23 protein-coding genes are annotated in these 23651 nt (G+C 71.2%); 9 read left to right on the forward strand and 14 right to left on the reverse strand.

The window, feature by feature from the left end:
- Positions 1-74 precede the first annotated feature (74 nt).
- On the forward strand, positions 75-545 hold the full coding sequence (locus tag OG943_RS18945) for a winged helix-turn-helix transcriptional regulator (protein WP_328611110.1): 471 nt from the start codon (positions 75-77) through the stop codon (positions 543-545).
- A 16-nt stretch (positions 546-561) separates the two neighbouring features.
- Here OG943_RS18945 and OG943_RS18950 read toward each other — a convergent pair whose 3' ends face one another.
- Positions 562-1146: a TetR/AcrR family transcriptional regulator gene (locus OG943_RS18950; RefSeq protein WP_328611111.1), complete on the reverse strand. Its 585-nt coding sequence runs from the start codon at positions 1144-1146 to the stop codon at positions 562-564.
- A gap of 143 nt (positions 1147-1289) precedes the next feature.
- Between OG943_RS18950 and OG943_RS18955 the strand changes: the two genes are divergently transcribed.
- The 4 genes from OG943_RS18955 to OG943_RS18970 all read left to right on the forward strand — a co-directional run bounded on the left by OG943_RS18955 (position 1290) and on the right by OG943_RS18970 (position 4490).
- Complete coding sequence (locus OG943_RS18955; protein ID WP_328611112.1) at positions 1290-2717, forward strand: MDR family MFS transporter; 1428 nt, start codon at positions 1290-1292, stop codon at positions 2715-2717.
- Positions 2718-2835: 118 nt separating this feature from the next.
- A complete protein-coding gene (locus OG943_RS18960) occupies positions 2836-3135 on the forward strand; it encodes an FAD-dependent monooxygenase (protein ID WP_328611113.1) in 300 nt (99 codons plus the stop codon).
- A complete protein-coding gene (locus tag OG943_RS18965; RefSeq protein WP_328611114.1) occupies positions 3105-3701 on the forward strand; it encodes an FAD-dependent monooxygenase in 597 nt (198 codons plus the stop codon). The genes OG943_RS18960 and OG943_RS18965 overlap by 31 nt, the downstream gene beginning before the upstream one ends.
- Positions 3702-3710: 9 nt before the next feature.
- Positions 3711-4490, forward strand: coding sequence for an isocitrate lyase/PEP mutase family protein (locus tag OG943_RS18970; protein WP_328611115.1), 780 nt, complete (start codon positions 3711-3713; stop codon positions 4488-4490).
- A gap of 6 nt (positions 4491-4496) precedes the next feature.
- On the opposite strand, the gene OG943_RS18975 is transcribed toward OG943_RS18970, so the two are convergent.
- Entirely contained in the window at positions 4497-4988 is a 492-nt protein-coding gene (locus OG943_RS18975) for a MarR family winged helix-turn-helix transcriptional regulator (protein WP_328611116.1), read from the reverse strand.
- A gap of 115 nt (positions 4989-5103) precedes the next feature.
- Between OG943_RS18975 and OG943_RS18980 the strand changes: the two genes are divergently transcribed.
- Positions 5104-6381, forward strand: a complete 1278-nt coding sequence (locus OG943_RS18980; RefSeq protein ID WP_328611117.1) for an amidohydrolase family protein — start codon at positions 5104-5106, stop codon at positions 6379-6381.
- A gap of 12 nt (positions 6382-6393) precedes the next feature.
- On the opposite strand, the gene OG943_RS18985 is transcribed toward OG943_RS18980, so the two are convergent.
- The 5 genes from OG943_RS18985 to OG943_RS19005 all read right to left on the reverse strand — a co-directional run bounded on the left by OG943_RS18985 (position 6394) and on the right by OG943_RS19005 (position 12595).
- Positions 6394-7512 (reverse strand): family 2 encapsulin nanocompartment cargo protein terpene cyclase, encoded by a 1119-nt coding sequence (locus tag OG943_RS18985; protein WP_328611118.1) that lies wholly within the window; start codon positions 7510-7512, stop codon positions 6394-6396.
- Between the two features lie 29 nt (positions 7513-7541).
- Positions 7542-8402 carry a geranyl diphosphate 2-C-methyltransferase gene (locus OG943_RS18990; protein ID WP_328611119.1) on the reverse strand — a complete coding sequence of 287 codons (861 nt, stop codon included), beginning with the start codon at positions 8400-8402 and terminating at the stop codon, positions 7542-7544.
- A 45-nt stretch (positions 8403-8447) separates the two neighbouring features.
- A complete protein-coding gene (locus tag OG943_RS18995; protein ID WP_328611120.1) occupies positions 8448-9839 on the reverse strand; it encodes a family 2B encapsulin nanocompartment shell protein in 1392 nt (463 codons plus the stop codon).
- On the reverse strand, positions 9836-11260 hold the full coding sequence (locus OG943_RS19000) for a family 2B encapsulin nanocompartment shell protein (RefSeq protein ID WP_328611121.1): 1425 nt from the start codon (positions 11258-11260) through the stop codon (positions 9836-9838). The genes OG943_RS18995 and OG943_RS19000 overlap by 4 nt, the downstream gene beginning before the upstream one ends.
- Before the next feature lie 546 nt (positions 11261-11806).
- Complete coding sequence (locus tag OG943_RS19005) at positions 11807-12595, reverse strand: SDR family NAD(P)-dependent oxidoreductase (RefSeq protein ID WP_328611122.1); 789 nt, start codon at positions 12593-12595, stop codon at positions 11807-11809.
- A 160-nt stretch (positions 12596-12755) separates the two neighbouring features.
- Here OG943_RS19005 and OG943_RS19010 point away from each other — a divergent pair, with 160 nt between their 5' ends.
- The gene (locus OG943_RS19010) at positions 12756-13991 is read left to right on the forward strand and encodes a helix-turn-helix domain-containing protein (protein ID WP_328611123.1); all 1236 of its coding nucleotides are present in this window, start codon (positions 12756-12758) and stop codon (positions 13989-13991) included.
- On the opposite strand, the gene OG943_RS19015 is transcribed toward OG943_RS19010, so the two are convergent.
- From OG943_RS19015 to OG943_RS19025, 3 genes are all read right to left on the reverse strand, one after another.
- Positions 13969-15300 (reverse strand): MFS transporter, encoded by a 1332-nt coding sequence (locus OG943_RS19015; protein ID WP_328611124.1) that lies wholly within the window; start codon positions 15298-15300, stop codon positions 13969-13971. The genes OG943_RS19010 and OG943_RS19015 overlap by 23 nt on opposite strands.
- A 389-nt stretch (positions 15301-15689) precedes the next feature.
- A complete protein-coding gene (locus OG943_RS19020; protein WP_328611125.1) occupies positions 15690-16835 on the reverse strand; it encodes an alpha/beta hydrolase in 1146 nt (381 codons plus the stop codon).
- A 159-nt stretch (positions 16836-16994) separates the two neighbouring features.
- Positions 16995-18608 (reverse strand): CocE/NonD family hydrolase, encoded by a 1614-nt coding sequence (locus OG943_RS19025; protein WP_328611126.1) that lies wholly within the window; start codon positions 18606-18608, stop codon positions 16995-16997.
- A 63-nt stretch (positions 18609-18671) separates the two neighbouring features.
- Between OG943_RS19025 and OG943_RS19030 the strand changes: the two genes are divergently transcribed.
- Positions 18672-19178: a MarR family winged helix-turn-helix transcriptional regulator gene (locus OG943_RS19030; RefSeq protein ID WP_328611127.1), complete on the forward strand. Its 507-nt coding sequence runs from the start codon at positions 18672-18674 to the stop codon at positions 19176-19178.
- A gap of 32 nt (positions 19179-19210) precedes the next feature.
- On the opposite strand, the gene OG943_RS19035 is transcribed toward OG943_RS19030, so the two are convergent.
- Complete coding sequence (locus OG943_RS19035) at positions 19211-19822, reverse strand: cupin domain-containing protein (RefSeq protein WP_328611128.1); 612 nt, start codon at positions 19820-19822, stop codon at positions 19211-19213.
- A gap of 64 nt (positions 19823-19886) precedes the next feature.
- On the opposite strand from OG943_RS19035, the gene OG943_RS19040 reads away from it, so the two are divergent.
- Complete coding sequence (locus OG943_RS19040; RefSeq protein ID WP_328611129.1) at positions 19887-20558, forward strand: TetR/AcrR family transcriptional regulator; 672 nt, start codon at positions 19887-19889, stop codon at positions 20556-20558.
- 218 nt (positions 20559-20776) lie between these two features.
- Here the strand turns inward: OG943_RS19040 and OG943_RS19045 are convergent, their stop codons facing one another.
- The 3 genes from OG943_RS19045 to OG943_RS19055 are packed head-to-tail and all read right to left on the reverse strand — an operon-like array spanning position 20777 to position 23612.
- Positions 20777-22336, reverse strand: coding sequence for a tetratricopeptide repeat protein (locus OG943_RS19045; RefSeq protein ID WP_328611130.1), 1560 nt, complete (start codon positions 22334-22336; stop codon positions 20777-20779).
- 27 nt (positions 22337-22363) lie between these two features.
- On the reverse strand, positions 22364-23260 hold the full coding sequence (locus OG943_RS19050) for a hypothetical protein (RefSeq protein WP_328611131.1): 897 nt from the start codon (positions 23258-23260) through the stop codon (positions 22364-22366).
- A 4-nt stretch (positions 23261-23264) separates the two neighbouring features.
- Positions 23265-23612 (reverse strand): hypothetical protein, encoded by a 348-nt coding sequence (locus OG943_RS19055; RefSeq protein ID WP_328611132.1) that lies wholly within the window; start codon positions 23610-23612, stop codon positions 23265-23267.
- Between the last annotated feature and the right edge of the window lie 39 nt (positions 23613-23651).

Below are 23651 nucleotides of genomic sequence, written 5' to 3' on the forward strand. Positions count from 1 at the left end.
AAGTTCCTTCAGGAGACTCAAGGACCGTAGCATCCAAGGTTCCTTAAGGGAACCCAAGCGGGTAGGCTGGGTTCATGCAGCGTACGAACTTCGGCGAGATGGCGTGCTCGATCGCGCGGACGCTCGACGTCATCGGGGAGCCCTGGTCGCCGCTGATCCTGCGGGACGTCTTCGTCGGGGCGAACCGGTTCGAGCAGATCCAGGCGGACCTCGGCATCTCCCGCAAGGTGCTGACCGAGCGGCTGAACCACCTCGTCGAGCGCGGGGTGCTCGAACGCCGGCCCTACGACCAGCGGCCGCGGTACGAGTACACGCTGACCGGGAAGGGCGCCGAACTCGTCGACCTGCTGATGGTCATGGTCGGCTGGGGCGACCGGTGGCTCGCGGGCGAGGCCGGCCCGCCGGTGCTCTACCGCCACCACGCGTGCGGCGAGATCAGCGGTGTCGACCTGCGCTGCGCCCATTGCGGCGAGCCGATGCACGCGGGCGACATCGACGTCCTGCCCGGTCCCGGGGCCGGGCCCGGCCCTGGCGGCGCCGAGTAGCCGGGCGCCCCGGCCGTCAGTTCCCGGCGCGCCAACCGTTTTCGAGAAGGTCGAACGCGGCGTCGACGGTGCGGACCGGGTCGGCCGCCCGCTGGGCGAGCGCCGAAGCCTCCAGCGCGAGGTGGGCCAGCGCGGCACACCGCGGGTCGGTTTCGGGAACGCCGAGATCGGCGGCGATGGCGCGGCACAGGGCGCCCTCGTGGCGCATCCACATCTTGTGCCAGTACTCGATCAGCGCCGGCGTGCCCTGCACGAGTCCCATGAAGCCGGCCGCTTCCTCGCTGCCGGCGCCGTATCCGATCCGGCCGCGCGTGTACTCCCGGAGCGCGTCCAGCAACGAGGTGCCGGGCGGCCGGTCCTCGACCACGGCGATGAGGCGCGCCTCCACCTCGGAGTCCATGTCGAAAACGAGGGCTTCCTTGCTGGGGAAGTGTTTCAGCAGCGTCGTGGTGGACACGTCGGCGGCGTCGGCGATCTCGCGGACGGTCACGTCGTCGTAGCCGCGCTCGAGGAACAGGCGCATCGCCGCGTCCGCCAGCGCCTGGTGGGTGGCCGCCTTCTTGCGCTCACGCCGGCCGGGCCCGGTTTCGGTGGTCGTCATTGCTTCACCGTAACACGAGGTGCACGGTGTTCAAAGTTGTACGGTTGCACTTATTGTACAGATGTGGTTTTCTCGTTCCCGGCCGCACCGGAGGAGATCGGCGCCGGTCCCCGATTTCCCTTCGACACCAAAGGATCGAAACCATGTCTGTCTCGGAAGCCAGTACCGCGGAGGCACCGCCGGCCGGGCCGGCCAACGTCCGCTGGACCCTGCTCGGCGTGATGCTGGCGATGCTGCTGGCCGTGCTCGACACCAACGTCGTGGGCACGGCCATGCCGACGATCGTCGGCGACCTCGGCGGGCTCGGGCACATCTCCTGGGTCGTGACCACCTACGCGCTGACCACGGCCGTCTCCACCCCGATCTGGGGCAAGCTCGGTGACCTGTACGGGCGCAAACGCTTGTTCCTCGGCTCGATCGTGCTGTTCCTGGCCGGTTCGGCGCTGTGCGGGATCGCCTGGTCCATGCCCAGCCTGATCGGTTTCCGCGCCCTGCAGGGCGCGGGTGCCGGTGGGCTGGCCGCGGGCGCGCTCGCCCTGATCGGCAGCCTCGTGCCGCCCCGCGAACGCGGCCGCTACCAGGGGATGACGGCCATCGTGATGGCCGTCGGCACCGTGGCCGGCCCCTGGTTCGGCGGGCTGCTGACCGAGCACCTGGGCTGGCGGGCGGCGTTTTTCGTCAACCTGCCGCTCGGGGTCATCGCGTTCGTCTGGGTCGCGGTTCTGCTTCACCTGCCCGTCGTCCGCGGCCGCGCCCGGATCGACTGGGCCGGGATGCTGCTGCTGACGGTGGCGATCACCGCGTTGACGCTCGGCGCGTCGTGGGCCGGCAGCACCTACGCGTGGTCTTCGTGGCCGATCGTGTCGCTGGCCGTGCTCGCGGCGGCCTCGATCGCCGGGTTCGCCGCCTGGGAGAAACGCGCCGCCGAACCCGTGCTGCCGCCGAGGATGTTCACCGGGCAGCGCAACTTCCCGCTCTCGATCGGGACACTCGCCGCCGTCGGCGCGGTCATGTTCGCCTGCACGCTCTACGTGCCGCTGTTCCAGCAGACGGTCCAGGGCGCCTCCGCCGCCGGCTCCGGCCTGCTCCTGCTGCCGATGGCCCTGCCCGTCGCGGTCATCTCGACGCTGGCCGGCAAGTACATCTCCCGCACCGGCCGGTACCGGGTCCTGCCGATCCTGGGCGCCGCGCTGCTCACCATCGGCACGTTCCTCCTGTCCACTATGGACACGGATACCTCGTTCGGGCTGACCAGCGTCTATCTCGCCGTCATCGGCGCCGGCCTCGGGCTGACCATGCAGGTGTCCGGCACGATCGCGCAGAACAGCGCCCAGCCCGCGGACATGGGCGCCGCCGCCGCGGCCATCACCCTGTTCCGCACGCTCGGCGGCTCCGTCGGCGTGGCGGTCTTCGGGGGCCTGCTGACCTCCGCCACCACGAACGCGGCACCGCCGGTCTACCACCAGGCCCTGGCCACCGGCACCTCGCACATCTTCCTGCTCGCCTCGGCCGTGTGCGCCGCCGCTTTCGTTCTCGCCTGCTGCGTCAAGGAAATCCCCCTGCGCAAATGACCTCCCCGGCCCACGAACCCGGCCCACGAACGGAGAACCACCCCCGCAGCACCGAGGTGTTCCGGCTGCTCGGCCTGGCCGACGAGGTGGCGGCGCCCAGCCGCGGCTCAGCCCCACGATGCGGGACCGGCTGGCGCAGCACGCGAAGGTGGCCGAGCTGAGCCCGGGGCCCAATGTCCTGTGCCCGCAGGACGTCCTGGAACCGGTGCTGCGCAAGGCCGCGCTGGAACGGGGTGTGTCCCTGCGGTTCGCCACCGAGCTGACCTCGTTCACCCAGGACGAAACCGGCGTGACGGCGTGGCTGCGCCCGGCCGGCGGGCCCGACGTGGAAGTCACGCTGCTGGGCCGGATGCACTGGGAGTCCGGGACCGGTTCTCCACCGGGCGGGTGTTCCTGGCCGGCGACGCCGCGCACGTGATGCCGCCGATGGCCGCGGCCGGCGCCAACACCGCCATCGCCGACGTGGCCAACCTGGCCTGGAAGCTCGCCGCCGTCCTCTCCTGCCAGGCCGCGCCGGCCCTGCTCGGCACCTATCACGCCGAACGCCACCCGGTCGGCTACGCGACCGCGGCAGCCTCCAGCGAGGTCGCCGGCCACGTCGGCGACATGCTCGCCACCGTCACCAACGGCGACGGCCTGCGCCGGCACCCCACCGCGACCCTGTTCGGCACGCAGTACCACGACGGCGCTTTTGTGCCCGATCACCGCGGCCCGGCCCCCGCCGACCGCTGCGCCCCCGAGGGCCGGCCGGGCACCCGCGTGCCGCACGCCTGGCTCGACGCCACGACGTCCACCATCGACCACGCCGGCCCCGGCCTGACCCTGCTCACCGGGCCCGACCCGGACCGGTGGACCGCCGAGACCGCCGTGGGCGAAGACGGTGCCCTGCTGCTGCGGCCCGACGCGATCGTCGCCTGGCACTCGTCCTCGGGGGTGCCGCTGGCCGAGGCGCTCGGCCAGGTGCTCGGCACGGTTTCCGCCTAGATTGGCGGGATGACTTCCACCGCTGAGAAAGCCGTGCGCCTGCAGGAACTCCACGCGGCTCCGGAGCTGCTGCTCGTCGTCAACGTCTGGGACGCGATCACCGCGAAAGTCGTCGCCGAGACGCCGGGCACGCAGGCGCTGGCCACGCCGAGTCACGGCATCGCCGCCTCGCGCGGCTACCCGGACGGCGAGAAGATCCCCCGCGACGAGATGATCGCCGAAGTCGCGCTGATCGTGCGGACGGCGGGCGACCTGCCGGTCACCGCCGACCTGGAAGCCGGCTACGGCGACCCGGGCGGCACCGTCGCCCGCGCGATCGACGCCGGCGCCGTCGGCTGCAACCTCGAGGACCAGATGAAGCCGCTCGCCGAGTCGGTGAAGGCCGTCGAGTCCGCGGTTGCCGCCGCGCAGTCGGCCGGGGTCGACTTCGTCCTCAACGCCCGCACCGACGCGTTCGTCAAGGGCGCCGGCCGCGACCCCGAGGAGGTGCTGGCCGAAGCGATCACCCGGGGCCGCGCGTATCTCGACGCGGGCGCGTCGAACTTCTTCGTGCCGGGGAAGCTCGACGCCGATCAGGTCGGCCGGCTGGTCGAAGCGCTGGGCGAGCGCAAGGTCAACCTGATCGGCATCCCCGGCTCGATCCCGCTGGACACCGCGCGGAAGCTCGGCGTCTCCCGGGTTTCCTACGGGCCGTGGAGCCAGAACGTCGCGCTCACCGCGTTGGCCAAGCTCGCCGAGGACGTCTACGCGGGCGGCGGGCTGCCGGCCGATACGCGCAAGCTGAACTGAGCCTCTTCAGCGGCGGCGTGATGAACGCGATCCGGTCGGCTCGGCATCCGATGCGCTGTCGGCCGGATTCTCTTCGAGATTGGCGACCAGCCTTCTCATCAGGTCCAGAAGAAGATCGACTTCTTCGGCGCTGAAGCCTTTCAACGCCTGATCGTTGGTCTCGAACATCGCCGAGCGCACCTGCGTGAGCTTGGCCCGCCCGGTCTCGGTCAGCGAGATCAGGCTGACCCGCCGGTCGTGCCGGGCGGGGCCGCGGCGGATGAGGCCGTCGCGGTCCATCCGGGCGAGCAGCTGGGCCATGGACGGCTGCTCGATCCGGGCCAGCACCGCCAATTCCTTCTGTGACAACGCATCGGCCTTGCTCAGCGCCGCCAGCACGGGCATCTGCGCGAAGGTCAGCCCGAGCGGCCGCAGCCGCTGGTCGTTGATCCGGGTCAACGCGCGCGAGGCGATGTTGATCAGGGCGGCGGGCGCGGAGTCGAACCTGGGGTGCGTCACGCGCCAAGTGTATAGGTACCTATTGACCAAATCCATAGGTACCTATACGGTCCAAGTACATAGGAACCTATGCACTTGGACTTCAGACAGGGGAACACTCGTGATCATTCGCAACGTGACCGTCATCGACGGGGAGGCAGCCGACCCGATCACCGGCGCCGAAGTAGTGGTGGCCGACGGTCGGTTCAGCGCCATCCGCCCGGCGTCGGACGCGCCGCCGGAGGACGGCCCCGTGATCGACGCGCGGGGCGGCTACCTGGTGCCGGGCCTGTGGGAGAGCCACACCCACCTGAGCGGTTTCGCCTATACCAAGCCGGAAAACGAGCGCGCACAGTACATTTCCCAGCTGCTCACCGACTTCCTGGACACCGGGGTGACCCGCGTCGTCAACCTCGGCGGTCCGCTGGACACCGAACTCGCCGCCCGCGCCTACCGCGACCAGGCCACCGACGCCGCGGCCGGGCTGTTCTTCGCCGGGCCGGTGTTCACCGGGATCGGGGGCTGGCCGACGATGGGCGACCCGGAGCGGGCCGCCATCGCCTACCAGACCGACAACGCCGACGTCGCCTATCGTCAAGCACTGGAGCTGGCCGACCAGGTCGACTTCATCAAATGCATCTACGACGGCGAGCCCGGCGCCCCGGACAAGCTGCCTTTCGACGCCCTCAAAGCCATCGCCGCGGCCGCGCACGAGAAAGGCAAAAAGGTACTCATGCACGTCCACCAGCGCGCCGATCTGGAGGACGCGGTGGCCGCCGGCGCGGACGGCATCGAACACGCTTTCCACCCACAGGACCCCGGCAGCACCGCGGAAGCCCGCGACGTCGCCGCGCTACTTGCGGAGACGAACACCTACTACTGCCCCACCCTGGTCACCTGGGAGCAGTTCGCACGCAACGGCGACGCCGCCTATCTGCAGGAGCTGGTCGACGACGGCATCGCCACGCCCGAGGACATCCCGCGGATCACCGCCCGCCCGGGCTACGGGCGCCTGTTCCCGCGCCATTCCGCGGAGGAGTCCCGCGTCCGTTTCGACTACGCCATGCGCACGCTGGCACTGATGCACGACGCGGGAGTGAAGATCACCGCGGGCAGCGACGTGGCCATCTTGATCCCTACGCCGCCCCTGGCCCTGCTGCGAGAACTGCAACTGCTGGCCAAGGCCGGACTGCCGCTGCCCGCGGTCCTGGCGGCGGCCACCCGGCATTCGGCCGAAAAGATCGGCCAGCAGGCGACGGCCCCGGGAACGATCACCGTCGGATCCGTCGCCGACGCACTGCTGCTCGACGCCGACCCCTACGCGGACATCACGCACCTGACCAACCGCTCCCACCACATCGGGACCTTGCGGGCCGGGCGGCCGAGCTGGAGCGAAGGCGGGCCCGCCGCCTGACCCGGCGGCGCGCTACTTGTACCGCGGGCTGGTCGAATGCCACTCGAACCCGCCGCCCATCCACGCCCGCAGCCCGTGCAGGAAACGCTGGAGCTCGCCGGAGGCAACGGGTTCCAGGCCCCGGTGGGTGGACTGGAAGTCGCGGACGATCCGGTTGTGGAGGTCGACCGTGATCTCGGTGGCCTCTTCGATCGGGCAGGAGCGGTCGGCGGCGACCTGCAGGACCATGTTGGCGGGCGGGTTCTCGTCGGCGAGGTCCTTCGCCACCGAGTGCAGGTCGTTGACCAGCACCGACGCGGTGCCGGCCTGGATGGCGGCACGGCGGACGCGCGGCTCGTAGAACAGGTTGGCGGTCAGCTCGTAGCCGCCGAGGACGTCGATCAGGGTCATCGAGGTGTAGAAGCTGTCGTGCTGGCGGGCGGCGAGGTACTCCCACGCGGGCGGGGGCTCGTCGTTGTGCTGCCAGGCGGCGTAGGCGTTCCAGATCGCGAACATCGTGAAGGTGGAGTAGTTGACGCGCTGGACCTGGGCCGGGCTGCCGTACTGCCGCAGGTGGTCGACGCCCGAGCGCAGCGCGACGAGAACCCGGTCGCTGCCAAGAGTTTCGTCGAGTTCGCGGCTGAACTCGCCCGCCGGCGGCACCGGGTCCATCGCCGCCATCGCCAGCGCCAGGCGCGGAGGGAGCTTCTCCGGGACGGCGCCGAGGGCGGTGTCGTCGGCGTAGAGGTCGTCCGCGGCCCACCACGCCGCGTTGAGCTTCGCCGAGATCAGCAGCCGGTCGGGGTCCTCGCAGTCCGGGTGCGCGAGCATGACCAGCCGCCCGAACCCGGCCTTCCCGAGCTGCCGCGCCTCCTGCTCGTCGAAACCGCACTCCCCCGCCCACGCGATCAGCCGCCGGTCCACCTCCTCGGCCAGCGGGTCGTTGATCCGCTCCGTGACCGGGCAGTACAACGGCGAGGCGCTGCCGTCGCCCCACGTCCGGTACGCATACGCGGGATCGGGTTCCCCGGCGCCCGGCCCGGGGTCGTCCGCCACGACCTCGGTGAGCCGGGCGCCGAGGCGCGCCGCGGACGTGCCCAGCCCGGTCGGGCCGGCCAGCAGGGTGGACAGGGCGCGGTGCGGGTCCGTCATCGCTTCACTCCGGGGTGTCCTCGGGTCTCTCAGACGCGGTCGGCCGCGATGAGCAGGTAGTGGAAGCTGCCCTCGCGGTAGGCGGTGAGGAACGGGCCCTCGATCCCGGTGGCCACGGAGGACTTCGCGCGCAGCTCCCAGTACGGGATGGTCTGCGCGGTCAGGTCGACGACGGAGATGGGCACCATGTTGTTCGCCGTCATGGCCTTGAAGTACGCGCTGCGCGGGTGGATGTTGCAGGTGTAGTGCTGGTCGATCTGCGCGACCGCCTTGGACCGGCCGCCGGTGACGTCGTTGTAGCAGCCGGTGATGGTGACGTAGCGGCCGCCGAACTCCAGCTGCCGGGAGTGCTCGGCGAACAGCTCGAACAGGTCGACGTACATGGTGCTCTCGTTGTTCCAGATGGCCCGGCGCGAACCGGTGCCGAAGCCGGTGTCGAGCATGTTGCGGAAGTGGTAGCGGACCTGGGCGTCCACTCCCCGCGCCTCCGCTTGGCCGTTGGCGAAGTCGACCTGCTTCTGCGAGATCGACACCCCGTCGACCTGGCAGCCGAACCGCTCGTGGGCCATGATGCTGCTGCCGCCCCGCCCGCAGCCCGCGTCCAGCAGCCGGTCGCCGGGCGAGACGTCGCCGAGGTGGTCGAGCAGCACTTCGGCCTGCGCCGTCTCCAGCCGGTGCAGCTCGGCGATCATCCGCTCGTCACGGGTTTCCCCGGGCCCCGTCAGCACGGACTGGTCGACCTCGCCGATGCCGTAGTGGTGGTGGTAGAGGCCGTCGACGTCCCCCAGCCGCAGGTTGACCGGGTCTTTCTCCTTGTTCCAGTAGGACGCCACGGACTTCTGGTAGTCGGTGCGCAAGACCTCGGCGGGGGCGGGACGGGCGATCGTCACGGGTGTGGTTCCTTTTCTTGGGGGACGGTGGTTTTTCCTGCCGGTTCAGCGGGCGATCTCGACGTTCTCCAGCACGCCGAGCGCGTCCGGGACCAGCACCGCGGCCGAGTAGTAGGCGCTGACCAGGTAGGACGCCACCGCCTGGTCGTTGACGCCCTCGAACCGCACGTTGAGGCCGGGCTGGACCTCGTCGGGCAGCCCGGTCTGGTGCAGCCCGATCACCCCGTGGTCCTCCACCCCGGTCCGCATCGCGAGGATGGACGAGGTGCCGGCTTCGGAGACCGGGATCTTGTCGCACGGCAGGATCGGCACGCCGCGCCACGCGGACACCGCCTTGCCCTCGACCACGGTGCCCTCCGGGTACAGCCCGCGCCGGGTGCACTCCCGCCCGAACGCGGCGATCGCGCGCGGGTGGGCGAGGAAGAACTTCGTCTTACGGCGGCGGCTGACCAGCTCGTCCAGGTCGTCGGGGGTCGGCGGGCCGGAGCGCGTCTGGAACCGGGACTTGAGGTCGGCGTTGTGCAGCAGGCCGAACTCGCGGTTGTTGACCAGCTCGTGCTCCTGCCGCTCCCGCAGGGCTTCGGTGGTGAGCCGCAGCTGCTCGTCGAGCTGGTTCATCGGGTCGTTGTAGAGGTCGGTGACCCGGGTGTGCACACGCAGGATGGTCTGCGCGACGGCCAGCTCGTACTCCCGCGGCGAGGTCTCGTAGTCGGCGAACGTGCCGGGCAGCAACGGTTCCCCGTCGTGGCCCGCGGACATCTCGATCTCGGACTCGCCCTTGGCGTTCTGCGGTTTCCCGCCCTGCGCCAGCATTTCCCGCACGTGCTCGCGCAGCAGCTCCGAACGCCCGTTGAGGTCGGCGAACGCGTCGGCGCGCAGGGTCAGCACGATCACCGGGGTCACCGCTTTGACCGTGAACGGCCAGTTCCGGCTGATCCCGCTGAGCAGCTCGTCGCCGAAGTGGTCCCCGTCGGCCATGGTCCCGAGGGTGATCTCGTCGCCGTACTCGCCGGGCGCCACCTTGGCGACCTTGCCGTGCGCGACCAGCACGACCTCGTCCAGCGGGGTGCCGTGGCGCACGATCACCTCGCCGGCCGGGTACTCGTGCTGCACGAACCGGCCGGCCAGCGCGGTGAGGGTGTCCTCGTCGTCGAAACCGCGCAGCAGCGCCAATTCCGCCAGTTCCTGCGGCACGACCCGGACGTCGGCGCCGACGTTGGTGAAGCTCACCCGCCCGTCACCGATGGTGTAGGTCAGCCGCCGGTTGACCCGGTAGGCGCCACCGGCGGCCTCCACCCAGGGCAGCATCCGCAGCAGCCACCGCGGGGTGATGCCCTGCATCTGGGGCCGGGTCTTGGTCGTCGTCGCCAGGGTGCGCGCGGCGGCCGTGCCCAGGCTCAGCCGGGCTTCGGCGGCGAGCGGTTCGGTGGCGGTCATCCTTCGCGGCCGATCTCCGCGGCTTCGAGCACGGCCAGCGCGTCCGGCACCAGCACGGCGGCCGAGTAGTAGGTGCTCACCAGGTAGGAGATGATCGCCTGCCCGGAGACGCCCATGAACCGGACGTTGAGGCCGGGCTCGTACTCGTCGGGCAGCCCGAGCTGGCGCAGGCCGACCACGCCCTGGTCCTGCTCGCCGGTGCGCATCAGCAGCACCGAGCTGGTGCGCGTCGGGCTGACCGGGATCTTGTTGCACGGGTAGATCGGCACCCCGCGCCAGGCCGGCACCTTGTGGCCGCCGATGTCCACCCCGGTCGGGTAGATGCCCGCCTTGCTGCACTCCCGGCTGAACGCGGCGATCGTGCGCGGGTGGGCCAGGAAGAAGCCGGGATCCTTCCACACCAGGGAAAGCAGCTCGTCGAAGTCGTCCGGGGTCGGCGGGCCGGTGCGGGTCGGGACGCGCTGGGCGAAGTCGGCGTTGTGCAGCAGGCCGAAGTCGGTGTTGTTGACCAGCTCGTGCTCCTGCCGCTCGCGCAGCGCCTCGATGGTCAGCCGCAGCTGCTGCTCGGTCTGGTCCATCGGCTGGTTGTAGAGGTCGGCGACCCGGGTGTGCACCCGCAGCACGGTCTGCGCGACGCTCAGCTCGTACTCCCGCGGCGAGGACTCGTAGTCCACGAAAGTGCCCGCCAGCAACGGTTCCCCGTCGTGGCCGGAGGAGATGTCGATCTCCGCCTCGCCGTGGTCGTTGGCCGCCCCGCCCGTCTCGGACGCGCTCTCGATCTGCGCCCGCAGCGAGTCGGACTGCTCCAGCACCTGCTCGAACGCCTGGCGCGACAGCGTCAGCACGGTGCCCGAGGTGATCGCCTTCGCGGTGAACTCCCAGATCCCGTCGCCGGCGAGGAGCACCTGCGCGCCGAAGTAGTCCCCGTCCTTCAACGACCCGAGCGTGGTCTCGTCGCCGTACTGGCCGGGTCCGGTCTTGCCGATCTTGCCGTGCGCGATGAGGAAGACCTGCTCGGCCCGGTGCCCGAACTCGACCAGCACGTCACCCGGCTCGACCTCCTGCTGGGTGAAGCGGCGTGCCAGCTCCGGGAGCACCTCCTCGTCCTCGTACCCCCGCAGCGGCGGCAGCTCCCCCAGCTCGGCCGGGACGACCCGCACCTGCTCGCCCGCTTTTTCGAACGTCACCCGCCCGTCGCCGACGGTGTAGCTCAGCCGCCGGTTCACCCGGTAGGCGCCGCCGTTGACCTGCACCCAGTCGAGCGCCTTCAGCAGCCAGCGGGACGAGATCCCCTGCATCTGCGGAACGGACTTGGTCGTCGTGGCCAGTTTGCGCGCCGCGGCGCGGCCCAGGCTCAGCTGCGGATTCCCGGCATCCGGCGCGCTGCCGGCCGCGGAGGCGTCCGATTCGGTCACGGTCACAGTGAAATCCACCCATCGTCAATGTCAATCCAGGGGACAGAAATACGAAGATCAGCAGAAAACAGCGGCGATTATTTGTTCGGTTCAGCGGCTCCGCCTGGTCCAACATAACAAGCCGGATTAGCCGCGCAAGGACACGTTCGAGTCACCACCCGGGTCACTCGAATGCCGCGTTTCGCCCGACGCCCACTCAGGCGGGGCCTGTCGCCGTGTCGAGGCGCCCGATCGGCCTAGCAGCTGGAACGGAAGTGTCACCGGGAAACACTCAAGGACCCGGCGCGTACCCGGCCCTCCGTCGACCGAGCGAACGGTTACCCGAATACGACACAAATCGGACGTGGTGAATTACGTCCGATTTCCTTTAACGGACGCCACGTCAATACCGGTTATGTTCGCCGTGAACGCAAAAAAATGCCCGGCCGGGTGACGCCGGATCACACGCAGTGAAAACGAATTCGATGTCGCGACAACCGGGCTACTCCGCCTGGCCTCACCGGCACGGGGCCGTGCCGGCACCGCCGTCCTCGTCGGCGCGGTGTGTCCAGCTCAGCGGGCCGAGGCGCTCAGCCCGCCGTCGACCGGCAAGCAGACCCCGTTGACGTAAGCGGCCTCGTCGGAGGCCAGGAACACCGCCGCGTTCGCCACGTCCCACGGGGTGCCCATCCGGCCGGTCGGGCTGGCGCGGTGCCGCCGGGCGGCCGCCTCCGGATCCCCCTCGCCGCCGTGCAGCTGCCGGCCGGCCATCGGGGTGTCGATCAGCCCGGGCAGCACCGCGTTGACGCGGATCCCTTGCGCGGCATGGGCCAGCGCGAGGGCGACCGTGAGCTGGTTGACCGCGGCCTTGGCGGCCATGTAGGCCGGGTAGTCGTAACCGGTGTGCCGGATGCTCGCCAGCGAAGACACGTTCACGATCGCGCCCCGCCCGGCCGCGATCATCTGCGGCAGAGTGTGTTTGCAGGCAAGGAACACCCCGGTGAGGTTCAGCGCGATCGCCCGGTCCCAGCCGGCCAGGCTCAGCGCGTCCAGGCCGCCCACCACGGCGGCGCCCACGTTGTTGTGCAGGATCGACGGCGGGCCCAGGCGTTCGGTCGCGGCCGTGACCGCGGCCGTCACCTCTTCTTCGGACGTGACGTCCGCGGCGAGCGGCACCGCCACGCCGCCGTCGGCACGCACGAGCCGGGCGGTTTCCTCCGCGCGCTCGAGGCTGACGTCGATCGCCGCGACCACCGCGCCCGCCCGGGCGTAGCTCACCGCCGCGGCGCGGCCGTTGCTGACCGCGGCGCCGCTGGAGCCCGCGCCGAAAACCAGGGCCACCCGTCCCCGCAAGCGATCCACCGGGCGTCTCCTCCCCCATCGGGTGCGCGACAGCTAGCATCGGCGCCATGACCTGGTCCAGGATGCCGCGCCCGCGCCGGCCGGGGAACGACATCGTGTCGCGCAAGCCGCTCCCCGCATTCCACGGTCTGTCGAAGCCGGCCGGGAGCCGGCCCCGCCCGTGACCGCGGTCAGCCGTCCGGTCGCCGAGGACCTGCGGCGGCTGCTCGACGATCTCGCCGACGAGTTGCGGCGCTCGGTGGTGGTCAACGACCCCCTCGTCCACGTGCTCTGCACGAGCCGCCACTTCGGCGACGAGGACGAGCTGCGCATCCGCGCCGTGCTCCAGCACGACGCCGGCGCGGAGGCCAGCCGGTTCATCCTCGGCCAAGGCGTCACCCGCTGGCCCGGTGCCGGAATGCTGACCGGGAACCGCGCGCTCGGGATGCGTCCCCGGCTCTGTGTTCCGCTGCGCGAGCACGGCGAACTCCTGGGCCTGCTCATGGTGATCGACGCCGGGCACACGCTCACCCCCGCCGAGACCACCCGGATCGAAGAGGTCTCCCGGGTCGCGGCCGCCCTGCTGCACCAGGACCGCTTGAGCACGGACGACGGACGGCAGGCCCGGGACCGCGCCCTGCTGCAGCTGCTGGGCCCGGACGCCGCGGACCGCGACCGGGCGATGCGGACGGTGGCCGGCGACGGACCGCTGGCCGACGCCGCCCACTCGACGGTGACCGTGGTGCAGCTGAACGACCCCGCCGTGCCGGAGGCGGAGCTGGAAGCCGCGCTCCGGAGCGTGCTCGAATCGGCCACCCGTCACCAGTCCCAGCGTTTGCAAGGGGTGGTCGACCACGGCCGCGCCGTGCTCGTGCGCACGGCCCAGCACCTCGACCGGGGCGAGCTCGCCGAGCAGGCCGGGCGGATGGCCGCCGGGCTGGAACAGCTCTGCTCCGCGTCGGGGTCCCACCGGACGGCGGTGGCCGGGATCGGCGATCCGGCCCCGGGGCTGCGGTCGGCCTGGCGTTCCTACGCCCAGGCCAAAGTCGCCGCACGCGGGGCGACGCTGCTGCGCGACGCAGGCCCGGTCGCTGAGTGGGCGGCGCTGGGCGAGTACGCCGTCGTGCTCCAGCTCCCGGACTCCGCGCTCACCCCCGCGCTGGTCCCGGAACCGGTCGCCCGCCTGCTCGACGACCACAAGCGACCGCACCTGGCCGAGACGCTGCGCGCGTACCTCGAGCACGGCTGCTCCATCTCGCGGACCGCGGAAGCCCTGCACCTGCACCGCACGTCGCTCTACTACCGCCTCGACCAGATCCGCGCCGTCGTGGGGCTCGACCTCGACGACGGCGCGAACCGGCTGCTGCTGCACCAGGGCCTGCTCCTGGCCGACCTCATCCGCCCGCCGGGTCGCTGACCGTCGCCGCGGAGTCCCCGGCCAGCCCGTCGGAGAAGTCGTGGCCGAGCGTCTCCGGCAGGCCGAGCACACTCACGAAACTGACCACCCCGAGCCCGATCAGCAGCACCGAGACCGCGGTCGACGAGCCGGTCCACGACCAGAGCGCGGTCGACACCAGCGGCACCACCCCACCGCCGATCACGCCGGAGACGCTGTACGCGATCGAAGCGCCCGAGTAGCGGTACCGAACGCGGAACAGCTCCGGCAGGTAGGCCCCCATCGGGCCGTAGAGCATGGCGAAACAGAGCAGCCCGCCGGTCAGGCCCAGGGTGAGCAGGACCGGATTTCGCGTCTGCAGCAACAGAAAGAGCGGGAACGCCCAGACGACCACGGCGACCGCGGCCCCGGCGCTCAGCCGTCTCCGGCCCCACCGGTCCGACCGCATCGCGAACACCAGGGTGGCGCCGCCCATCACCGCCGCCGCGATCAGCAGCCCGACCAGCAGCGTCATCCTGGGGATGCCCAGCGCCGAAGTGCCGAAGGACAGGCAGAACGTGGTCACGGTGTAGAAGAGCGAATGCGCGAGCACAAAGGACAGGGTCGCGAGCACCAGGGCCCGGGGCTGGCTGCGGAGCAGTTCGAACAGCGGGACCTTCGCCTGCTCGGTCTGGTCCAGCGCGGCCTGGAACACCGGCGTCTCGGCGATCTTCAGCCGGATGTAGAGCCCCACGACGAGCAGGACCGCGGAGAACAGGAACGGGATACGCCAGCCGTAGGCGAGGAACGCGCCGGCCGGCATCACCGCGTTCAGCACGATGAAGAACACGTTGCCGAGGATGAACCCGATCGCGGGCCCGAGCTGCGGAAAGGCCGAGTAGAGCCCGCGGCGGCCTTCGGGCGCGTACTCGGTGGACATCAGCACCGCGCCGCCCCATTCGCCGCCGAGCCCGATGCCCTGCACGAACCGCAGGACCGTCAGCAGCACGGGCGCCCACAGGCCGATGGAGCCGAACCCCGGGATCAGGCCGACCGCGACCGTCGAAAGGCCCATCACCAGCAAGGACACCACGAGCATCGACTTGCGGCCCACCCGGTCGCCCCAGTGCCCGAACAGCGCGGCCCCGATCGGCCGCGCGAGGAAGCCCACCGCGAACGTGCCGAGCGAGGCGAGCACCCCGGCCGTCGAGGAGAAGGTCGGGAAGAAGACCTTGCCGAAGACCAGCGCCGCGGCGGTGCCGTAGATGTAGAAGTCGTAGAACTCGATCGCGGTGCCGATGAAACTGGCGACCGCGATCCGCGACGTCCCGACGTGGTCGGTGGTGGCCATGACAACTCCAGGTCCCGTCGTGTGCTCCGACTCGGCCAACGCGGACGACGCCGGGCGGCCCGGCCCCCGCGCGCCGTCGCGCTGTCCCCGGACATGATCACCGGCTGCCGGTCGCGGGGCGACCACATCCTGCCGGAAAACCCGCCGCGCCGTTCGACAGTTCGTCGGATCCCCGGTCTTCGGCGCCGTGACCAGCGGGGAGACGTCGCGGCGCCGGCCTCGAACCGGCCGCCGAGGCGTGGGCTCTCGGCCCGGTCACCCCGCTGGGCCGGCTCACGCTGAGCATCTGCGCGGCCGTGGGTTTCCCGCCGTCGATCGCCGCGGTGGGTGTCAGCAGTCGGTCCGGCCGGTGCCCGCCTCGTGTGAGATGGGCACCAGCCGGCCGCTGCTCAGCCCTTCAGGTTCTGGTCGAGGAAGTCGACCAGCGGCGCGGCGATGTTCGCGGCCGTCCACTGCAAGGCGCTTTTGGTGTCGCCGGTGAAGGACAGATCGCCGTGGCCGGCGCCGTCGACGACGTAGCGGGTGCTCTTCACCCCGGCCGCCCGCAAAGCGTTGTGCAGCATGAGGGTCTGGCTGGGCGAGATCAGCGTGTCGGCGCTGCCGTGGAAGATCACGAACGGCGGATCGGTGGCCTTGATGTGGGTGATCGGGTTGGCCGCGGCGACGGTCGCCGGGGTGTCGGCCACCGGCTGGGTGCCGGCCGGCCCGTTCACGTACTTCCCCACGACGGTCATCATCTGCGCCGCCGCCTGCTGGGACGCGGGGTCGTAGTCCGACTCGATCCGGGACAGGTCGGACGCGCCGAACTTGTCGACCACCGCCTGCACGTCGCTCTTCTGGTCGAGGTTGTCCCCCACGTCGTACTGCTTGTCGCCGTTGGTCACCCCCACCATCGCCACGACGTACCCGCCGGCCGAGTCACCCCAGACGCCCACCTTGCCCGGGTCGATCTGGTACGTCGACGCGTGCGCCCGCAGGTACCGGATGGCCGACTTCACGTCGGCGACGCTGTCGGCGTAGGTCGCGCCGTCGGGCTGCACCCGGTACTGGACGCTCGCGACGACGAACCCGGCGTCCGCGGCGTAGGTGCGCAACGGGAGGTTGCCCTCCTTGCCCGCCTGCACGAAACCGCCGCCGGGCACGTAGACCACCAGCGGCTTCGGGCCCGGGGTCCGCGGCACCTGGATGTCCATCAGCAGCTGCTTGGCCTGGCCGTTGGCGAGCTTCGGCGAGGCGAACACGACGTTGCTCTTGGTGTCCACCTGGACTTTCCCGCACTGGATCTGCTGGGCGGGATCCGGCTTCAGCACCGTGCTGGTGCTGGTGTCCACCGGAACCACGAGCTTCACCTGAGGGGTCGACCCGGCCCCGCCGGGCGGGTTGACCGGCATCGGGCTGCTCGGGCAGGCGGATGACGACGTTGGGCTGGGCGGTGCCGAACTGGGCGAAGCACCGGTCGAGCCGCCCGAACACGCGGCGACGGCGAGCGTCGCCACCACGGCGAGCGCGCCCAGGGACAGGCTGGCTGATCGCATGAGGGACTCCTGGTGATCACGTGAATAGGTCATGGTGGGCGGAAAACGGTCGGCGATGATGGACAAGTCAACCGAAGACCACCGCCTGACGGTGTGCTCGTCCGAGTGAAAAGCTCCCTCGTTCGTGCCCACCGTATCATATCGTTAACCATTCAACTATCAGTTGACCATACCAGCGGTGCCGGCGATCGGCAGGTGGATCGCGGACAGATCACAGTCGACCAGGTAGCCGGCCGCGCCCGGGTTGCGGTCGTAGCGGGGGTACGCCCCGCCGGAGACCTGGATCCGGATGCGGTGCCCGGCGCGGAAACGATGGGCGCACGGGCTGGTCTCGATGTCCAGCTCGACCATGGCGCCGCCGCCGTCGGACCGGCGGAAGCTCTCGGAGATGTTCCACGACCGGCCCCGAGTGTCCACATCGCACACCCGGACGAAAATGCCGTTGTCCGCGTGGTGATCGCGCAGGGCCAGGTGCAGCCGCGCCGGGCCGAACACCTCCACGTCCCCCGGCAGCGGGGCCGAAGTGAAGGTGATCACGTCCACCCGCTCTTCCAGCTTGCGGTTGTCAACGCTGCCCGCGCCGGGCGACATGTGGTGCCCGGCCACCGCGGGCGTGGGGTCGGCCGGGTCGTAATGGAATTCGACCAGGCCCTTGCCACGCGTCTCGGGCAGCGAGCCGTCCGCGCTCGGGTACAGCGTCCATTCAGCCGTCTTCGGCGGCCAGCTCGGCAGGCTTCGCCACTCGTCGGCACCGGTGACGTAAATCCGGACCTTCGAGTCCCGGCGCGCGCCCGTTTTCCCGACGTGGCAGTCGAACCAGGCCAGGGCGTCCGCGTCGGCCACCTTCGCCGACTTGACCGCCGTGTCGAGGTGGGTCCACGGGCCCACGGTCAGGCCGACCTCGGGATTGTGCCCGGACAGAGCGAAGTACTGCTCCATCGTCTGCTCGAGGAAAACGTCCCGCCACCCGCCGACGAGCAGCGTCGGGACGGTGACGCCGGCCAGGACGGACCCGGCCCGGTACGGATCCCAGAACGGATCCCGGAGATCGTCGTGAGCCAGCCACTCGGGGAACCACGCGCCTCTTCCGTCCAGCGCGGCCGCCGCGGCATCGGCCGCGGAAGACGGGCGGCTGAGTGCCGCCGCCGTCCGCCTGCGCGCGGAGACCATCTCGCGCAGGCCACGGAACCCGCCGGCCCCCTGAGCCCCGACCGCCGCGCTCCAGCCCAGGAAGTCGGCCAGCGCGACGGCGCCTCCGCCGCGTACCGCGCGGGCGAAGTCGTGCGGCCCCACCACGATGACACACGCGCGCAGCTCGGGCGGCGGGTCCTGGAGCAGCGCCCACTGCGTCCAGCCGAGGTAGGAACCGCCCAAAGTGGCCAGCCGCCCGTCGAACCACGGCTGCGCGCGCAGCCAGGCCACCGCGTCCTGCGAGTCCGCGGTTTCCTGGGCGATCGGCCGGAACTGCCCGGTGGAGCCACCGGTGCCACGGACGCTCTGCACGACGACGTGATAACCGCGCCCGGCCAGCATCCGGCCGTGGAAAAGGCTTTCCGGCAATCCGCGCCCGTACGGCGACCGGACGAGCACCGTTCCCAGCGCGTCGCCCACCGGTGCGTAGTGGTCGGTCACGAGAACGGCGCCGTCCCGCGTGGGCACTTCGAGGCCGCGCTCGACGGTGTACCGGTTACGAGCGGGCTCCAGGCCCACCACCTTGCTCTGCAAGCGGTCCACTGTCCGGGCCGGCCATCCGGCGATTCTGGTCTGGGGCATGCTTTCTCCTTCGGATCCGATATAGTAGATAAGTAGTCTACTGGTTGACGAAATGAGGTGGCCATGGCCGAGGGCGAGACAATGGCGAGGACGTGGGATCAGTGGCGAGCGGCGCGCCCCGATCTCGACCTGGCCCCGATGACGCTCTTCGGCGGCCTCAAACGCGCCCACGCCATGCTCGAACTGCTGCTCGAACCGGTCTTCGAAACCTCGCCGATCAGCTCAGCCGAGTTCGACGTGCTGTTCCACCTTCGCCACGCGCCGTCCCCGGTCATCGCCCGCCGCCTGGCCCAGACGATGGACAAGTCCGCGGCCGCGCTGAGCAAGACCTTGACGAAGCTGGAGCAGCGCGGGCTGGTCGAGCGGGTGCCCAACCCGGCGGACAAGCGGAGCGCGCTGGTCACGATCAGCGAACAGGGCGCGACCGCGGTCGACGAGGTCATGCCCCGCCGTCTGGTGCTGGAGGGCGAAGCCATCGCCGCCTTGACCGACCGGCAGCGCGCCGACGTGGCCCGCGCCTTCCGCGTGATCGGGCAGGTGCTGGGGTCGACGGCCGGCGTGCGGGTCTGACGAACAACGCGCAGGCTGGTCCGGAAGCGCTTTCAGCCGTCGGTGTTCGCGCCTTCCTCGCCGTACCCGCGGCGCCAGCCGAGCCGTTCGAGATCGGGAAGGCCGGCGCCCATCTCGTAGTTGACCCGCGCGATCTCGGCCCGGTCGGGCAGCTGCTTGACTTCGACCTCCGGCGGCATGGTCATCGACTCCGCCGGCACGCCGATCAGCCGGAACAGGGCGACGTTGTCGTTGATGCTCGGATACTCCCGGCTTGCCGTCACGGTGAACGACAGCATCCGGGTGGCCGGCGAGGTCGCGACGAACCAGTGGATCCGGCCGGCCGGCAGGAACACCAGGGAATTCCGCTCGGCGTGGTGCTCGGCCCCTTCGACCCACGCGGTGATGCTGCCTTCGATCACGAAGAACAGCTCGTGCTCGTAGTGGTGGATGTGCGGCGGCGGGCCGATCCGCTCCGGGATGTTCCCTTCCCAGACACAGCAGGTGTTGTCCACCACGTCACCCTGCGCGTAGACCGTCATCAGCTGGCCTTCGTACCAGAGCGAACGGTCCACGGTGCGCTCGGAAACGAACGGTGCCAGCGGTTCGTACTCGCCGATGCCCCGCTCGGACCGCAGCCGCGCCGATTCCGCTTTCCAGTCCATGCCGTGCTCCACTTCGGGTGAGGTATCGTTGGAACAAAGTTCCAGCCAAGTCAGGACGGGCCCCATGGCGACCAGGAGGCAGCGCACCGAACGGCGCACGGACGCGCTCTCGAAGGAGCGGATCGTCGAGGCCGCGATCGAGATCCTCGACACCGAGGGCGAGAGCGCGTTGACCTTCCGCGCGCTCACGACGCGCCTGGCCACCGGGCCCGGGGCGATCTACTGGCACGTCGCGAACAAGAACGAGCTGCTCACGGCGGCCACCAGCGACGTCATCGCCCGGGTGCTGACCGACGTGGCCGCCGGCACGGAGCCGCGCGAGGCGATCCGCACCCTCGCGCTGGGGCTGTTCGACGCGATCGACGCGCACCCCTGGGTGGGCACCCGGCTCTCCGGCGAGCCGTGGCAGTTCGCGATGCTGCAGATCTTCGAAGGCATCGGCGGCCAGCTCAAGGCGCTCGGCGTGCCCGAGCCGGAACTGTTCGGCTCCGCGTCCGCGCTGGTGAACTACATCCTCGGCGTCGCCGGGCAGAACGCCGCGAACGCCCGCCTGGTCGCGCCCGGGACGAACCGGTCGGCCTTCCTCGCGGACGTCGTCGCCCAGTGGACGCGGCTCGACCCCGCGGAGTACCCGTTCGTGCACCACATCGCGAAGCAGCTGGTCGAGCACGACGACCGCGATCAGTTCCTCGCCGGTATCGACCTCATCCTGGCCGGCGCCGGGACCCTCCGGTAGGCGCAATCGACCTCCATCGTCGCCACGATCGTCCTCGACCATTAGAGATCGGCGTTCGCTGGCGGGGCAAGTGATCCACCGTTACCGTCGAGAGCCGCCACCGTCAGCGGGAATGACGCTGACCGCGACCGGTGATCACCGCGCCGCGGCGTTCGAGCAGGCTCGGGAGCGCGGCCCGCGTCGCGCGGACGTTCGACACGATCGGACCGGCTCGACGTTCAGGGCCGCTGCCCGTTCCCGGACCGTTGCGCGCGAAGGAGATCCGCCGGGTCGCCGCTGTGGGCGTGGCGTGCCTCGTACGCGCGGCGGAGACCCGCCTGCCGCTCCGCGAGATACGGGTGTCCGGGCGGGGTTATCGCCACCGCCTGCTCGGCGACGTCGATGGCCAGGTCGACGTCGGCGCGGGCGTTGGTGCGCTCGAACCGGCGCTGGTAGGCGGTTCCCAGGTTGTGCAGGGCGATCGCCCGGTCCAGGTTGTCCGCCGGGTAGGTCCGGACCGCGTCCTCGCCGTAGGCCACCGCGCGGTCCAGGTCGCCGGGCTCGCCGAACCGCTGGTAACGCTCGCGGTAGGCCAGGCCGACGTTGGAGTAGTGCCCGGCCCGGTCCGAGGGAAGGGCGCAGTCCGCGGCGACGGACTGCTCTCCCCACGCGACGGCGAGCTCCAGATCCTGCACGGTCCGGCGGACCTCGTAGCGCCGCCGGTGCGCGATGCCGAGGCGGGACAAGCGTTCCGCGCGTTCGGGATGGTCCTCCGGAGTGGCCACGACCGCGTCCCGCAGCGATTCGATCGCCAGGTCCAGGTCACGGCGCCGGCCGTCGTCGAGGAAACGCTGCAGGAGCAGCATCCCGAGCTCGGTCCGGAACTTCGCGCGGTCGCCGGAGCCCTCCTCCGCCGTGTCGAGCAGCTCCCGGCAGAGCCGTATCGCGCGCTCCAGGTCTTGCGCGCCGCCGGCCACCGTGGCGGCGCAGGCACGATGCGCGGTCACGGCCATGGACATCGCCTCCCGGCGCAGGCCGGAGTCCTGGGGCAGACCGGCCAGCGCTTGATCGAGCGAGACGACGGCCGCGAGCGCGTCCAGCGGAGACCGGCTCCGCGAGTACTTCCGGAGCTGGCTGCCGCCCAGATTGTACTGGTAGAGCGGCAGATTCGGGTCCGACCGCGCAGCGGCCGCGACCGTCCGCTCCAGCAGCCCGTGCGCGGCGTCGAGTTCGGCCGCGTCGCCGGTGCGGTGGTACCGCGACTGGTGCGCGGCGCCGAGATTGGACAGCCGCGTGACGTACCCGGCACTGGTCCGCGGGGTGGCCGCCAGGGATTCGGTCAGCAACACGACCGCGGCGTCGGCGAACACCCCGTCCTCGGTGGCCGCGTCCGCGCCCAGCATTTCCACGGCCAGGCCGGCCTGCTGGTCCGGGTCCGCGGCGGGACCGAGCAGCAGTTCGTACCCGGGCGGGACGGCACCGGGCCGGCCGGTTATCGGCGCCAGGTACACCAGCCCCTGGGCGAATTCGTGGAGCCACTGCCCGGAGGGCACCTCCCTGGCGCGGTAGAGGTGCGCCTTTCCCACGACGCGCCGGGCTTCGGCCAGCCGGAGGGCTTCGAGGTGGCTGGGCCGGCCGGCGTCGGCGGGCTGCGCCGACCGCCACAGCTCCGCCGCCTCCACCTGCGCCGCCGGATCGAGGATCGTTTGCGCCGCCTTCGTGGTTTCCCGCGCGGCCACCGTGCGTTCGTACGCGGAGAGGCGTTTGCCGACCTTCTTCAGCACCCGGTCGAAGCTCATCGCGTCCTCCTGGTCAAGCTCGGTCGGCTAGCGCCCCTTGCGAAGCAGGCGGCTGATCCGCTCGCCCTCTTCGGGGGTGAGCGGGCCACGGGATTCGGTCTCGGCCACGCCGAGCGCGACGGCGAGGGCCCGGCCGTGCAGGTCCACCGCGGCCTCCGACAGGGCGGCCAGGTCGTCGACGGCCGGCCGCGCCCGGGCCCAGCCCACCAGCAGCACCACCGCCCCGAGCACCGCGGCCGGCCACCACACCACGCCCAGCACCAGGTACGGCCAGCCCCAGGTGCCGACCGCGATCGCGGCGGTGAACGCCGCACTCGCCGCGGTGATCTCGGCCCGGGCCGTCTCCGGCAGCACCAGCCACAGCCGGGACCAGCCGAACGCCAGGTCCAGTCCGGACCGGTCGAGCGCCACCCGTTCCACGGCGTGCAGCCGGTCCCCGATCCACGTCGGCCGCCCCGGCCGGGCCGGGGCGAACCGGGTGATCCGCCCGGCCGCGTGGTCGATTTGCTCCTGCTGCTCGGGAGTCCGGGTTTCGCCGGGGTACGCGTCCTGCAGCTCCCGGCGTTTCGCGACCAGCCGCTCCCAGCGGAGGCGGCGTCGGCGCACTCCTGGCCGGGCAAGCATTCGCGGCCACCGGCCGAGCCACAGCGCACGGGTGAGGGCCGCGAGGGCCTGTACGGCGAGGCCCGCGCCGGTGACCGCCAGCAGGGCCACGAGGACCAGGATCGCTTGCGCGCCACCGGAAAGACGGCCGATGGACGCCAGCACCGCGGCCGCGTCGGCCCGCGGCCAGTCGAGGGCGTGCGCCTGGCCGAGCCGGACGGCCAGCCAGACCGTCAGCGCGAACAGCGCACCGGGCAGCAGGAGCAGGCCGACCCAGCGGTCGGCGAGTTTCTTCGCCAGCTCCTCGAAAAAGGTGCGCACGGCGTCAGCGGGGTTTCAGCCGGTCGCCGGTCAGCGGGCACCGCGGGGGCGGCCCGGCCGGATCGGTGGTCGCGAGCCGGTCGCACGCGCCGTCCGGGCAGCCGAACAGCTCCTCGTCCGCCCGGCCGGTCCCGGATCCCGGCAGCCGGCTGCTCAGCGAGCGCACTGTCTCGTCCGGCGGCGCCCCCAGCAGCTGCTCCAGCAGCGCGGTGATCGGGCGGCGCGCGCGGGCCTCGGCTTCGACGCGGTCCAGCAGGCGGCCCCGGTCGGCGGGCTGGCGCGCGCACTCGGCCCGCAGCTCGGGCAGTTCGGCGCACAGCGCGGTCAACGCGATCCGCTCGGCTGGATCCACCCGGCTTTCCTTTCGCTCGCGCTACGCTCATCGGATCGT

The organism is Amycolatopsis sp. NBC_00345 (assembly GCF_036116635.1).
GTDB lineage: Bacteria > Actinomycetota > Actinomycetes > Mycobacteriales > Pseudonocardiaceae > Amycolatopsis.